We start from the raw sequence: 12569 nt of genomic DNA on the forward strand, positions 1-12569 counted from the left end.
TGCGACGTCCACCACCTCCTCGAATGGCTCCGCGACCACGGCGAGACCTCACTCGAGAACTCCGCGCTCCTGTGCGAACGCCACCACACCAAGGTCCACCACGGCTTCCGGATCGAACGAGATCCCGACGGCCGATGGCACACCTACCGCCCCGACGACACCGAGATCCTCATCGGACCACTCCTCCAGGTCTGACAGTCAGACGAGGAGCAGCAGGCCGACGCCCAGAGCCAGGTCGAACACCCCGCACCACCCGGCGAAGGACCACGTCACGATCCGGGTCGCGACCGAGCCCTTGCCGGTGGGGGAGCGGAGCGAACAGGATCGCGCGATGCCCACCATCCAGGACGCGACCCCGGAGCGCTGGGACGACCTGCTCGCCGTCTTCGGCAGTCGCGGCGACCCATCCCACTGCTGGTGCCAGTGGTTCCGCCAGCAGCGCCCCGGCTACGCCGCGCGGAGCAGCGAGCAGCGGCGCGCGGACCTGCAGGCCCAGGTGGCCGCGACCCTCCCGCCCGGCGTGCTCGGCTACGACGACGCAGGCACGCCGTCCGGTTGGTGCGCGGTCGCCCCCCGCGCCGACCACCCGCGGCTCCGCACCTACCCGGTCGCCGGCGTCACCGCGGACGAGGACGGGCTGTGGGCGGTCACCTGCTTCGTGGTGCGCGTCGGCAAGCGGCGGCAGGGCTTCGCCGAGGTGCTGCTCGAGGGTGCCGTCGACCTCGCCCGCAGGCACGGTGCCCGTGCCGTCGAGGCGTACCCGCTCGACACCACGGTGCGCACGGCGTCCGCCGCCGAGCTCTTCCACGGGCCGCTGTCGGTGTTCCTCCGGCTCGGCTTCACCGAGGTCGGCACCCGCACCAGCAAGGCCCGGCCGGTGGTCCGGCTGGCCCTGTAGGCCCACCGCCGGGGACAGTGGCGCCGCAGCACTGGGCGCTCGTCTCCCGGATGGCCGACGCCGGTGCCCGGGTCGAGGTCCCGCACTACGGCCTCGCCCCGCTGCACACCCACCGCGAGGCGTGTCCCTTCGTCTCCGCTGTCTTCCGCGAGCTGCTGCAGGACGTCGACGCGTCGGCCGTCACCCTCGCCGGCGACTCCGCGGGTGGCGGCCTCGGGCTCGGCCTCGCCCAACGGCGGTCAGGACCCCGCCCACCACGACGAGGCGCGTCACGTTCTGCCGTGTCTCGAGCTCGACGACCAGACCGGGCAGCTCGGCGGTGACGGTGCGGTGTCGCTGCCACCGCTGGTCGAAGCGCAGCCGCGCGCCCTCGGGGAGCAGCGCCGCCAGGTCCTCGACCGTGCCCGGGACCGACCCGGCCCGCAGGTACGGCATGGCGCCGGACCACTGGGCCTGCAGCAGCAGCTTCGCGCTGACGTCCTCCAGGTAGTCCAGGCCGAGCTGCGGCGTGCTGCCCCCGGCAGGCAGGGTCACGGGTTCCTCCAGGTCGAGTCGGTCGAGCGGCCTGGACCGTACGGGCGCCCACCGACAGGAACCAGCGGATTCCGGACAGTCAGCCGAGAGGCGGATGGGGCGCGCGGGGCGTCGAGGGTGCTGCACTGGTCACCGGCAGCCGAGAACGACCGATGACCGACCTCCGGTTCCGCGGGCGCCCATCGGGTGGTCGCTGCAGCACCGACGCAGGAGCACACCGTGGCACTCGCACCTCCCCGCCGGTACCTCGGCGCCGCCCTGCTGGCCGGGCTGACGCTGAGCAGCGTGATCGCCTGCAGTGGCGACGACGAGACCCCGCTGGCCGCGACGACGCCGGCCACCACCTCGTCCACGCCGGCCCCACCGCCACCGCCACCGCCGCCACCGCCGCCGGTCCGCTGGCCGCTGACCGGGCTGGAGAGCGGCGCCGTCCCGGCGCGGCCGGCGCTCGCGGTGAAGATCGAGAACTCCCTCGACGCCCGCCCGCAGACCGGGCTCGGCGCCGCGGACATGGTGTGGGAGGAGGTCGTCGAGGGGGGCATCACCCGCTACGTCGCCGTCTACCACTCGGTCCTGCCGCCCGAGGTCGGGCCGGTCCGCTCGGTCCGGCCAATGGACCCGGCGATCGCCGCCCCGCTGCACGGCCTGTTCGGCTTCTCCGGTGGGCAGCCGGACTACGTCGACGCGATCGCCGCCGCCGGCCTGCAGGTGCTGAGCAACGACGCCGGGGACTCCGGCTTCCACCGGATCGGCAGCCGGTCGGCGCCGCACAACGTCTACGCCGACCCGACCGCGCTCGTCGCCCAGGCCGATCCGCAGCACCTCGCCGCCCCGGCTCCCCAGTTCGAGACGGCCGCCACGGTCGGCGAGGCCACCCCGGTGACCGCCGGCACGCCCGCGGCCGCCCTGGCGCTGACCCTGTCGCCGTCCAGCCACCCGAACTGGACCTGGAGCCCGGCCGACGGGAGATGGGTCCGCGACGAGAACGGCACCCCGGCGGTCGAGGCCGACGGCACCCCGATGCGCGCGACGAACGTCGCCGTCCTCCGGGTCGACGTGGTGATCACCGACGGCCGCGACCCGGCCGGCAACCCGGTGCCCGAGACGGTGCTGGAGGGCCGCGGTGAGGCGCTGCTCGCCACCGGCGGGAAGACCATGCCGGTCACCTGGGTCAAGAACGGCGTGTCCGACCGGCTGGTGCTGCTCGGCCCCGACGGCAACCCGGTCCGGCTCGCCCCGGGCAGCACCTGGGTCGAGCTGGTCCCGAACGGGAGCGGCGCCGTCACCGTCAGGTGAGCGGCGCCGCGCCCGGTGTCAGGAGCGGGACAGGACCGGCTGGCCTTTGGCCCACTGCAGGAAGCGCGCCGCCTGCTGCAGGTCCGGGACGTCGTTGCCGACCAGCGAGCGGAGCAGGTCGTTGCTCCACACCGCGAGCCGCCCGATGGTCCACGCGCTCTTCTCCACCGGCGGCAGGTCGAGCTCGAAGACGACCTTCGCCAGCTCCTTCTTGCCCGACGCCGCCGCGGTGTACTTGACCACCGGCAGGAAGCGCTCCGGTTCCACCACGCACAGCACCTTGGTGAGCAGCGACTCCTTGAACGAGGGGAAGCCGAGCCCCTTCTTGCTGCCGTCGACGAGGTGCGTCATCCGGTCCTCGAGCCGCAGGCTCTCCGGGCCGAACAGCAGGTACTCGATGGTGTCCCGCACCATCCCGGCGGCCTTGTCCGGGCCGGCGGTCTTCCACGCCCGGTTGAAGCCGGACATGTTGCCGGGGTCGGCGACGGTGGTCGAGTTCGCGAAGTGCAGCAGCTGGTCCGGGGTGGCGGTGCGCAGGTTGTCCCGGGTGAACAGCTCGGCGTAGCGCACCCGGTACGCCTCGACCGCCGGGTCGGGCTCGGGGCGCTCCATCAGGAACTCCGAGGTCAGCAGCATCACCCGCTCGCGCACGTCCGGGCGGACGTCGGCGGCGCTCGGGAAGGACGCCTGCAGGGACTCCGCGGTCTGCACCGCCGGCCGGGCAGGGTCGCGCCGGGCCTCGCCCCGCAGCCACTCGTGACCGCAGGCGTTGCAGTGGATCAGCAGCCGGCTGTCGGCCTGCGGGGTGCCGTCGATGTCCTCGCTGCTGCAGGTGGGGCAGGTGATCAGAGCCAAAGGGTGTCCCGTTCGTCGGCGACGAGTCCGCGAGCGCGTCATCGTCGGTCCGCTCCAGGATCCCATGCCGCGGCCCCGGGCACCGCACGTCTCCGGACGGCGTCGTCCGGAGACGTGCGGTGCCGCCGATCAGAAGGACGAGTGCGGCGCGCCCTGCCCCGGGTCGATGCGCGCCGGACCGGCCGCGGACGGGGTCACGTCGATGTCGAAGATGCCGGTCGGGATGTACACCGTGGCGCACGAGTTGGGGATGTCGACCACCCCGGACAGCCGCCCCTCGATCGGCGCCGACCCGAGCAGCAGGTACGCCTGCTCCCGGCTCCAGCCGAACTTGCTGAGGTAGTCGATCGCGTGCAGGCAGGCCCGCTGGTAGGACAGGTCGGAGTCCAGGTACCGCTGCTCGCCGTCCAGCGTCACCGACGTCCCGGAGAACGCCAGCCACCGCTCGTAGCGCGGTTCGACGTTGCCGGGCATGAAGACGGCGTTCTCCGCCACCCCGTAGGTCTCCATCCCGCCCTTGATCAGGTCGACGTGCAGGTCGAGGAACCCGCCCATCTCGATGGCGCCGCAGAAGGTGATCTCGCCGTCGCCCTGGGAGAAGTGCAGGTCGCCCATCGACAGGTTCGCCCCGGGCACGAACACCGGGTAGAAGACCCGGGTCCCGCGGCTGAAGTTCTTGATGTCCTGGTTCCCGCCGTTCTCCCGGGGCGGCGCGGTCCGGGCCGCCTCGGCCGCCACCCGGTCGAAGTCCGCGCCGGACAGCGAGCCGAGGACGGCGTCCTGGGGCAGCGGCGGCAGCGCCAGCGGTGGCACCCGGTCGGGGTCGGTGGCGATCAGCGCTCCCTCGCGCCGGTTCCACCGCGCGAGCAGGTCCGCCGAGGGCGCCGTCCCCATCAGCCCGGGGTGGATGATCCCGGTGTAGGAGACGCCGGGCACGTGCCGCGAGGTCGCCGTCTGACCGCGGAAGTCCCAGATCGCCTTGTAGGCGTCGGGGAACTGGTCGGTGAGGAAGCCGCCGCCGTTCTGCTTCGGGAAGATGCCGGTGTAGCCCCAGCCCTGGCCGGCCAGCGGCCCGGAGTCCTCCTGCGGGATGGGCCCGACGTCGACGATGTCGACCAGCAGCAGGTCCCCGGGCTCGGCGCCCTCGACGGCGATCGGCCCGCTGAGCACGTGCACCGTCGACAGCGGCGCGTCCCGGACGTCGTCGGCGGAGTCGTCGTTGTGGATGGCCCCGTCGAACCACTCCCGGCAGTGCACCCGGAAGACGTCGCCCGGGCGGACCGTCACCGCCGGTGGGATGTCGGGGTGCCAGCGGTTGTGCCCGATGAGCTCCTGCTCGGTGAACCGCTTGCTGGAGTCGAGCGGGAAGACGAGCTCGGGCATGGCGGCCTCCGGGTCAGGGGCGGGGGAGTCGCGCGAGCGCGGGATTGCGCGGCGCGGTCGGCGCGCGGCCCGGCGACGGCGGCCGGGCGACGACGTCGGGGGAGTCCGCGCTGGCCTCGGTGCGGTCCAGCAGCGCGCGGGCCGGGGCCGAGCCGAGCGACAGCCGCGGGGCGGTGAACACCCGGGTCGCGGTGCCGGTGCAGTGCGGGCAGGGAGCCGTCGCCGGTGCGGTGCCGATCGGCGCGACCACGTCGAGCACGCCGTGCTCGGCGCAGCGGTAGACGTACACCGCCATGGCGGCCGCTCCTCTCCGCCTCGGCGAGGTCCCCGCGGAGGATGGTGCTCCGGGTCCCCACCGGAGCACCACCCCCTCCGCCACGTCTCGGCGGCGTCCCGGTCAGCTGTGCGCGGGCAGCACGTGCTCGCCGGTCCGGTCCGTCGACAGGTCGAGCGAGCAGATGTACGCGCCGTGGGTCGCGCAGGCGACCATGTCCGGCCGCTCGTAGTCCTGCCCGCAGACGTGGCAGGTGAGCTCCTCGCCCGAGGGGTTGCCGTGCTCGTCGTGCAGGGGGAGGTCGATGCCGTCGTCGGACCGGCGCAGGTACCAGCGCCCCTTCGTGGCCAGCGCCAGCACCGGCGGCAGCACCAGTGCCAGCGCGATCGCCACCAGCGGCGAGTAGGGCGTGAGCCCGTCGCCGAGCCCGCCGAAGAACACCAGGATCGAGACGCCGGCCGCGACGAGCATCGAGCCGAAGCCGACCGGGTTCACCGCGTAGAGCATCCCGCGGCGGAACTCCGGCTCCTTGGGCGAGATCCCGAGCAGGTACTTGTTGATCGCGATGTCGCTGGCGACGACGACCACCCAGGCGATGCCGCAGTTGGCGTAGAAGCCCAGGATCGTGTTGAGGAAGTCGAACATGTCGGCCTCCATCAGCACCAGCGCGATCGCCAGGTTGACGCCGAGGAACACCAGCCGGCCCGGGTAGTGCCGGGTGACCCGGGTGAAGGAGTTGGTCCAGGCCAGCGAGCCGGAGTAGGCGTTGGTGACGTTGATCTTCACCTGGCTGATGACCACGAGGACGACGGCCAGGGTCAGCGCCAGCCAGTGCGGCAGGACGTCGGAGTAGATCTCCAGGAACTGGTGCACCGGCTGGTTGGCGATCGCCGCCCCGTCGGCGATGTTCGCGATGAGGTACACCGCCAGGAACAGCCCGACGACCTGCTTGACCGCACCGAAGAGCACCCAGCCCGGTCCGGCCAGCACCACCCAGGTCCACCACTTCCGCGCGTTCGCCGGCGTGCGCGGCGGCATGAACCGCAGGTAGTCGATCTGCTCGGCGATCTGCGCGATCAGCGACAGGCAGACCCCGGCCGCGAGCAGCACCGAGCCGACGTTCGCCGACTGGTCGTCCTGCCCGCGGTAGGCGAAGAAGTCGCCGACCGACTCCGGGTGGCTGACCACCAGGTAGGCGAAGGGCAGCACCATCAGGACCAGCCACAGCGGCGTCGTCCACAGCTGGAGCTTGGTGAGCACCTTCATCCCGTAGACGACCAGCGGGAAGATCACCAGCGTGGACAGCGCGTAGCCCACCCAGAGCGGGATGCCGAGCCCCAGCTCCAGGCCCTGCGCCATGATCGAGCCCTCGAGGGCGAAGAAGATGAAGGTGAACGTCGCGAAGATGACGTTGGTGACGACCGAGCCGTAGTAGCCGAAGCCGCTGCCCCGGGTGATCAGGTCGAGGTCGAGGTTGTACCGGGCCGCGTAGTACGCGAGCGGGAAGCCGGTCAGGATGATCACGACGGCGAAGACGGCGATGCCCCACAGCGCGTTGGTCGTGCCGTAGGAGATGCCGATGTTCGCCCCGATCGCGAAGTCGGCGAGGTAGGCGATCCCGCCGAGGGCGGAGATCCCGACCACCGCCGGCGTCCAGGACCGGTAGTGCCGGGGGGCGAACCGGAGGGTGTAGTCCTCGAGCGTCTCGCGGGTGGCCGCGGTGACGTCGGGCCCCCGGGTCTCCACGGGCGGTTGAGGGGTGACCGTCTCGCTCTGCGTCATCAGCGGGCTCCTGGGCTGGTCGGGATGCGACCCTGCAGAGCCTGGGAGGCCTCTGATTCCGGGACGTGTAGCCGGGGTTACGAGCGGGCCGGGAGTTGTCCACACGTCATCGCCGGGCGGCGACTGGGATCATGTCCGGCGATGGCACGCACCCCGGACGACGCCGAGCAGCTGGCGCTGCCCTTCCCGCAGACCCGCACCGCCCGCGCCCGCCGGGCGGGCCGCCGCGCCGGCACCGTGCTGGGGCGGGTCCTGCAGCTCGCGCTGCGCTGGCTGTTCCGCCTGGCCCTGCCGCTGCTGTGCGCGGCCGCGCTGCTCCAGGCGTTCCCCTACCACGCGACCGTGCAGGGCGTGCCCTTCGAGGTGCAGGGCTCGCTGTTCACCCGGCCGGGGCTCTCCGCCGACACCACGCTGGGCAGCTGGGAGTTCCCGCAGGTCAGCGGGGTGCCGTTCGGCGTGCACGTGAGCCCGGAGGACGTCGACGTCCTGGAGCTCACCCGGCTGGCCGGCGGTGACCTGCCCGGCTTCGTGCAGCGGCTGCAGGCCGACTTCACCGCGCAGCTGCCCCGGATCGCCACCTGGCTGGTCGGCGAGCTGCTGCTCGGGGTGGCGATCGGTCTCGCGGTGGCCGCGGCGCTGGGCATGTCGGTCCGCTACCTGCGCGGCCGGCCACGGCAGCCGCACGAGCTGCGCCGCCGGGCGCTGGGTGCCGGCGCGGCGGTGCTGGTCACCCTCGCCGTCGCCGGCTACGGCGTGCTGACCTACAACCCGGGGTGGGTCCGGGACTCCCGGCTCACCGGCACACTCGCCGCCGCGCAGCTGTTCCCCGACCAGCTGTCCCAGTACTACTCCCGGCAGTCCAAGGCGCTGGACGTGCTGGGCTCGGTGGTCGGCATCCAGGCCGCGCTGCAGGCCCAGATCGACGACCGGACGCCGGAGACCGCGCTGCAGATCATGGTCGTCTCCGACATGCACCTGGCGGCCAACTACCCGCTGGTCGCGCAGTACGCCACCAACTACGGCGTCGACCTGGTCCTCAACACCGGCGACGAGAGCGAGTTCGGCACCCGCGAGGAGCTCACCCCGGCCTACCTCGACGGCATCCGGGCGGTCACCGCGACCACGCCGATGCTGTGGATCGCCGGCAACCACGACTCCCCGGCGACGGTGGACATCATGCGGACCGTCCCCGGGGTCGTCGTGCTGGGCACCAAGACCGCCACGGACGACGGCTACGCGGTGACCGCCGGGGTGGTCCAGGCCTACGGGCTGCGGATCGCCGGGCTCAGCGACCCGCGGGTGTACGGCGCGTCCGGGGCGTACGGCGCCGACGACACCTCGGTGACCGACCCGCTGGAGCAGCAGGCGGTGGCCGACGCGGTCGGCGGCACCGAGACCGCGGCCGACGGGACGACGACGACGTCGGCCGCACCGGCCGACGGCGACACCGTCGCGGCGGACGTGCCGGTCGACGTCTTCGCCGTCCACGAGCCGGTCGCCGCCGAGGCGGTGCGCGACGAGCTGCCCGGGGTGGTCCGGCAGACGGTGTCCGGGCACGTGCACGCGCAGAACGACAGCGACGACGTGCAGGACGGCGACGGCGCGATCGACCTGGTGGAGGGGTCGACCGGCGCCGGCGGGCTGGACAACATCGTGCGCGGCACGAAGCGCCCGCCGACCGAGTTCAGCATCGAGTCGGTGGGGGCGGACTGCCAGTTCACCCGGGTCGTCCGCTTCTCCATCGCGCCGTCGGCGGCCCCCGCGGTCCTCGCCGGGGGCACCGCCACCGGCGACACCCCGCAGGCCTTCGGCGACGACGTCACCGCCTCGACGATCTACTTCCGGCCGCAGGCGCTGGCCGACGACCGCGCCTGCAGCACGCAGCTGGGCATCTCCGCCGAGCAGCCGTGGCCGGGCTCGGACTGACCGGCGTCCAGCGCGGCCTGGTGGTCGCCGCAGCTGCCGTGCTGGGCTGACCGTCCGGGCACCCCCAGGGGCCAGGTCGGCCAACATGGCCCCTGGGGTGGGTCAGTCGCCCTTGACGTTGACGATCTGCCGCAGCGTGTGCCGGATCTCGACCAGGTCGGCGGCGTCGGCCATGACCTGGTCGATCGGCTTGTAGGCGTCGGGGTGCTCGTCGAGGAAGGCGTCCGAGTGCCCCCAGGCGATGCCGGTCATCCGCTTCTCGAGGTCGGCCCGGGTGAACAGCCGCCGGGCCGCGTTGCGGGAGTGGTTCCGCCCGGCGCCGTGCGGTGAGGACATCAGCGCCTCGACGTTGCCCTTGCCGGCGACGACGTAGGACGCCGTCCCCATCGACCCGGGGATGAGCCCGGCCTGCCCCTTCCGCGCGGAGATCGCGCCCTTCCGGGACAGCCACACCTCGCGCCCGTAGTGCTCCTCGCGCTCGGTGTAGTTGTGGTGGCAGTTCACCGTCTCGAGCCGCTCGACGTCCGTGCGCAGGCCCTGCTTCTTCAAGAACTGGCCGACCTGCTCGACGACGCGGTCCATCATCTCCTCGCGGTTCAGGTAGGCGAACCGCTGCGCCCAGCGGAGCGCCTGGATGTAGGCGTCGAACTCCGGCGTCCCCTCCTCCAGGTAGGCCAGGTCGCGGTCGGCCAGCTCGATGCCCCGGGCGCGGCACCACTCCTGAGCGCGCCGGATGTGCACCGAGGCGAGCTTGTTGCCCACCCCGCGGGAGCCGGAGTGCAGGAACAGCCACACCCGGCTCTTCTCGTCCAGCGACACCTCGATGAAGTGGTTGCCCGACCCGAGGGAGCCCAGCTGCAGCGGCCAGTTGTCGACCACCCCGTTGGCCTGGTCGGCGCCGGGCAGCGAGCGCAGCTCCTCGACCCGCGGCTCGGCGGTGGGCCGCACCTTCTTGTTGTAGCGGCCGGCCGACAGGGGGACGGACCGCGAGATCTGCCCGTGCAGCACCGAGAGGTCCTTGCCGGCGAGGTCCGCGGCGTCGAACTGGGTGCGCACGGCCATCATCCCGCAGCCGATGTCGACCCCGACCGCAGCGGGGATGATCGCGCCCTCGGTCGGGATGACCGAGCCGACGGTCGCGCCCATGCCGAGGTGCGCGTCGGGCATGAGCGCCAGGTGCGGGTGGATGAAGGGCATCGCCGCGGTGCGCTCGGCCTGCTCGCGGGTGGTGGGCTCGAGGATGGACGCCCAGTTCAGCAGCCGTCCGTTGATCTTCTCCATGGTCCTTTCGCTTCATCAGAAGGGCAGCGTTCTCGCCGAAGGCGTGCTCTTGGCGGACGACGGGGTGGGTGGTGCCGCGCGGCCGGTGCAGTCAACGCGCCCGGCGTCGTCCGCGCACCCGCATTACCCGCGGGGCCGCGTGGAAAGCTGCGGTGCGTGCCCGCCACCCGCAGCGCCGGGATCCTGCTCCACCGGACCCGGGACGGCGTCCTCGAGGTGCTGATCGGGCACATGGGCGGGCCGTTCTGGGCCAGGAAGGACGCCGCTGGGTGGTCGATCCCCAAGGGCGAGGCGGGCCCGGGGGAGGAGCCGTTCGACGTCGCCCTGCGGGAGTTCGCCGAGGAGCTGGGTTCGCCGGTGCCGGCCGAGGCGTTCCGCGACCTCGGCGAGCTGCGGGTCAGCAGCGGGAAGGTGCTCACCGTGTGGGCGGCGGAGGGCGACCTGGACGCCGCGGCCACGGTGAGCAACACCTTCACGATGGAGTGGCCGCCCCGCTCGGGCCGGCAGCAGGAGTTCCCGGAGATCGACCGGTCGGCCTGGTTCCCGGTCGACGTCGCCCGGGAGAAGCTCGTGAAGGGCCAGGTGCCCTTCCTCGACCGGCTCCTGGCGGCGCTGGCCTGACGGTTTCCCTGCTGGGCCGGTCGGGCACCGCGGGAGGACGAGCCCGGACGACGAGAGGCACTCCCGATGCAGGTCGGTTACAAGATCGCCACCGAGGCCTTCGGGCCGAACGAGGTCGTCGCGCAGGCGGTGGCGGCCGAGGAGGCCGGCTTCGACTTCGTCGAGCTCTCCGACCACTACCACCCGTGGCTGGAGGAGCAGGGCCACTCCGGGTTCACCTGGTCGATGCTCGGCGCGATGGCGGCGAGGACCGAGCGGATCGGGCTGGCGACCGGCGTGACCGCGCCGATCATCCGGTACCACCCGGCGGTGATCGCCCAGGCCGCGGCGACCACGCAGATCCTCTCCGGCAACCGGTTCACGCTCGGCATCGGCTCCGGTGAGCGGCTCAACGAGCACGTCGTCGGGGGTGGCTGGCCGGCCGTCCGGATCCGGCACCACATGCTGCGCGAGGCGCTGGAGATCATCAACCTGCTGTGGCAGGGCGGCTACCAGTCCTATGAGGGGGAGTACCTGACCCTGGAGGACGCCCGGGTCTGGGACCTGCCCGAGCAGCTGCCGGTGATCGCGGTCGCCAGCGGCGGGCCGGGTGCCTCCAAGCTCGCCGCCGAGTACGGCAGCGGCCTCTTCGCCACCGAGCCGAAGCGCGAGCTGGTCGAGGCCTACGCCGAGCACGGCGGGAGCGGGCCGAGGTACGCCGAGGTGCCGATGTCCTGGGCGACGACCGAGGACGCCGCGGTGCAGGCGGCCCTGCAGACCAGCCGCTGGGCGCTGACCGGCTGGCCGGTGATGAGCGAGCTGCCCAACCCGGTCAACTTCGACGCCGCGAGCAGCACCGTGGACGCCGAGGACATCCGCGGCCAGTTCTCCGTCGGCCCCGACCTGGACGTGCACGTGCAGCAGGCGCAGCCCTACGTCGACGCCGGCTTCGACCACATCGTGCTGCAGAACACCGGCCCGGACCCCGACGGCTTCCTCGCCGTCTGCAGGGACGAGCTCATCGAGCGGGTGCGGTCGCTGACCCCGAAGTCCTGACTGCCGGGAACCGCTGGGTTCCTGCCATCCCGGTCGTCGGGCGGGACGAGGGGCCCGGGGGGCGGCCAGACTGCCGCCCGTGCCCCTCGACGACCTGGTCCCCGACTCCGCCGCTGCTGCCCTCGCCCTCGAGGTGGCCGGGCGCTTCCACTCGCCCTCGCTGGTGAACCACTGCCGCCGCTCCCACCTGTGGGCGGCGGAGTACGCCCGGACGCGGGGCATCGCCGTGGACGCGGAGCTGCTCTACGTGTCCGCGATGCTGCACGACACCGGGCTGGTGCCCGCCTTCGACAGCGCGACGCTGCCGTTCGAGGAGGCAGGGGGAGCCGTCGCCTGGGTGTTCGCCGCCGGCGCCGGGTGGGACGCCGACCGTCGACGCCGGACCGCGGAGGTCATCGTCGCCCACATGGCCGACGGGGTGGACGTCGCCGCCGACCCCGAGGGGCACCTGCTGGAGCTGGCCACCGCGCTGGACGTGTCCGGCCGCCGACCCGACGACTGGCCGGCGGACTTCCGTGCCGAGGTGCTGGACCGCTTCCCGCGGCTGGACCTGGCCGAGGAGTTCATCGGCTGCTTCACCGAGCAGGCCCGCCGCAAGCCGTCGTCCCTCGCCGGCCGGTTCGTCGCTGGCGGGTTCGCCGACCGGGTGCGGGCCAACCCGCTCGACGCCGGCTGAGCTCGACC

The 12569-nt window shown here is 72.9% G+C and carries 13 protein-coding genes and 2 pseudogenes; 8 read left to right on the forward strand and 7 right to left on the reverse strand.

The window, feature by feature from the left end:
* Positions 1 to 195, forward strand: a pseudogene (locus FHL80_RS19055) (endonuclease); the annotation flags it as partial.
* 3 nt (positions 196 to 198) lie between these two features.
* On the opposite strand, the gene FHL80_RS25715 reads toward FHL80_RS19055, so the two are convergent.
* Positions 199 to 339 (reverse strand): hypothetical protein, encoded by a 141-nt coding sequence (locus FHL80_RS25715; RefSeq protein WP_216870877.1) that lies wholly within the window; start codon positions 337 to 339, stop codon positions 199 to 201.
* Here FHL80_RS25715 and FHL80_RS19060 point away from each other — a divergent pair.
* Both FHL80_RS19060 and FHL80_RS26395 read left to right on the forward strand, forming a co-directional pair.
* Complete coding sequence (locus tag FHL80_RS19060; RefSeq protein ID WP_138734940.1) at positions 332 to 898, forward strand: GNAT family N-acetyltransferase; 567 nt, start codon at positions 332 to 334, stop codon at positions 896 to 898. The genes FHL80_RS25715 and FHL80_RS19060 overlap by 8 nt on opposite strands.
* 50 nt (positions 899 to 948) lie before the next feature.
* Positions 949 to 1074, forward strand: a pseudogene (locus FHL80_RS26395) (alpha/beta hydrolase fold domain-containing protein); the annotation flags it as partial.
* Positions 1075 to 1078: 4 nt separating this feature from the next.
* Here the strand turns inward: FHL80_RS26395 and FHL80_RS19070 are convergent.
* Positions 1079 to 1432, reverse strand: coding sequence for a hypothetical protein (locus tag FHL80_RS19070; RefSeq protein ID WP_216870879.1), 354 nt, complete (start codon positions 1430 to 1432; stop codon positions 1079 to 1081).
* Between the two features lie 219 nt (positions 1433 to 1651).
* Between FHL80_RS19070 and FHL80_RS19075 the strand changes: the two genes are divergently transcribed.
* A complete protein-coding gene (locus FHL80_RS19075) occupies positions 1652 to 2728 on the forward strand; it encodes a DUF3048 domain-containing protein (protein ID WP_246078800.1) in 1077 nt (358 codons plus the stop codon).
* An 18-nt stretch (positions 2729 to 2746) separates the two neighbouring features.
* Here FHL80_RS19075 and FHL80_RS19080 read toward each other — a convergent pair whose 3' ends face one another.
* The 4 genes from FHL80_RS19080 to FHL80_RS19095 all read right to left on the reverse strand — a co-directional run bounded on the left by FHL80_RS19080 (position 2747) and on the right by FHL80_RS19095 (position 7022).
* Complete coding sequence (locus FHL80_RS19080) at positions 2747 to 3583, reverse strand: hypothetical protein (RefSeq protein WP_138734941.1); 837 nt, start codon at positions 3581 to 3583, stop codon at positions 2747 to 2749.
* Between the two features lie 129 nt (positions 3584 to 3712).
* The gene (fmdA, locus tag FHL80_RS19085; RefSeq protein ID WP_138734942.1) at positions 3713 to 4966 is read right to left on the reverse strand and encodes a formamidase; all 1254 of its coding nucleotides are present in this window, start codon (positions 4964 to 4966) and stop codon (positions 3713 to 3715) included.
* Positions 4967 to 4979: 13 nt separating this feature from the next.
* Positions 4980 to 5261 carry a zinc ribbon domain-containing protein gene (locus FHL80_RS19090; protein WP_138734943.1) on the reverse strand — a complete coding sequence of 94 codons (282 nt, stop codon included), beginning with the start codon at positions 5259 to 5261 and terminating at the stop codon, positions 4980 to 4982.
* A 102-nt stretch (positions 5262 to 5363) separates the two neighbouring features.
* Complete coding sequence (locus FHL80_RS19095) at positions 5364 to 7022, reverse strand: purine-cytosine permease family protein (RefSeq protein WP_138734944.1); 1659 nt, start codon at positions 7020 to 7022, stop codon at positions 5364 to 5366.
* Between the two features lie 141 nt (positions 7023 to 7163).
* Between FHL80_RS19095 and FHL80_RS19100 the strand changes: the two genes are divergently transcribed.
* Positions 7164 to 8948 (forward strand): metallophosphoesterase family protein, encoded by a 1785-nt coding sequence (locus tag FHL80_RS19100; protein WP_138734945.1) that lies wholly within the window; start codon positions 7164 to 7166, stop codon positions 8946 to 8948.
* Between the two features lie 102 nt (positions 8949 to 9050).
* Here the strand turns inward: FHL80_RS19100 and FHL80_RS19105 are convergent, their stop codons facing one another.
* Positions 9051 to 10229 carry an RtcB family protein gene (locus FHL80_RS19105; RefSeq protein ID WP_138734946.1) on the reverse strand — a complete coding sequence of 393 codons (1179 nt, stop codon included), beginning with the start codon at positions 10227 to 10229 and terminating at the stop codon, positions 9051 to 9053.
* Positions 10230 to 10385: 156 nt separating this feature from the next.
* Between FHL80_RS19105 and FHL80_RS19110 the strand changes: the two genes are divergently transcribed.
* From FHL80_RS19110 to FHL80_RS19120, 3 genes are all read left to right on the forward strand, one after another.
* The gene (locus FHL80_RS19110; RefSeq protein WP_138734947.1) at positions 10386 to 10850 is read left to right on the forward strand and encodes an NUDIX hydrolase; all 465 of its coding nucleotides are present in this window, start codon (positions 10386 to 10388) and stop codon (positions 10848 to 10850) included.
* A gap of 66 nt (positions 10851 to 10916) precedes the next feature.
* Positions 10917 to 11885 carry a TIGR03557 family F420-dependent LLM class oxidoreductase gene (locus tag FHL80_RS19115; protein WP_138734948.1) on the forward strand — a complete coding sequence of 323 codons (969 nt, stop codon included), beginning with the start codon at positions 10917 to 10919 and terminating at the stop codon, positions 11883 to 11885.
* Between the two features lie 79 nt (positions 11886 to 11964).
* The gene (locus FHL80_RS19120) at positions 11965 to 12561 is read left to right on the forward strand and encodes an HD domain-containing protein (protein ID WP_138734949.1); all 597 of its coding nucleotides are present in this window, start codon (positions 11965 to 11967) and stop codon (positions 12559 to 12561) included.
* The last annotated feature ends 8 nt before the right edge of the window (positions 12562 to 12569 follow it).

The organism is Modestobacter excelsi (assembly GCF_005930495.1).
Lineage (GTDB): Bacteria > Actinomycetota > Actinomycetes > Mycobacteriales > Geodermatophilaceae > Modestobacter > Modestobacter excelsi.

Excerpts from the sequence above, each read along its gene's own strand:
- FHL80_RS19100 (WP_138734945.1), top strand. The coding sequence starts at position 7,164 with ATGGCACGCACCCCGGACGACGCCGAGCAGCTGGCGCTGCCCTTCCCG.
- FHL80_RS19095 (WP_138734944.1), bottom strand. The coding sequence starts at position 7,022 with ATGACGCAGAGCGAGACGGTCACCCCTCAACCGCCCGTGGAGACCCGG.
- fmdA (WP_138734942.1), bottom strand. The coding sequence starts at position 4,966 with ATGCCCGAGCTCGTCTTCCCGCTCGACTCCAGCAAGCGGTTCACCGAG.
- FHL80_RS19060 (WP_138734940.1), top strand. The coding sequence starts at position 332 with ATGCCCACCATCCAGGACGCGACCCCGGAGCGCTGGGACGACCTGCTC.
- FHL80_RS19105 (WP_138734946.1), bottom strand. The coding sequence starts at position 10,229 with ATGGAGAAGATCAACGGACGGCTGCTGAACTGGGCGTCCATCCTCGAG.
- FHL80_RS19115 (WP_138734948.1), top strand. The coding sequence starts at position 10,917 with ATGCAGGTCGGTTACAAGATCGCCACCGAGGCCTTCGGGCCGAACGAG.
- FHL80_RS19090 (WP_138734943.1), bottom strand. The coding sequence starts at position 5,261 with ATGGCGGTGTACGTCTACCGCTGCGCCGAGCACGGCGTGCTCGACGTG.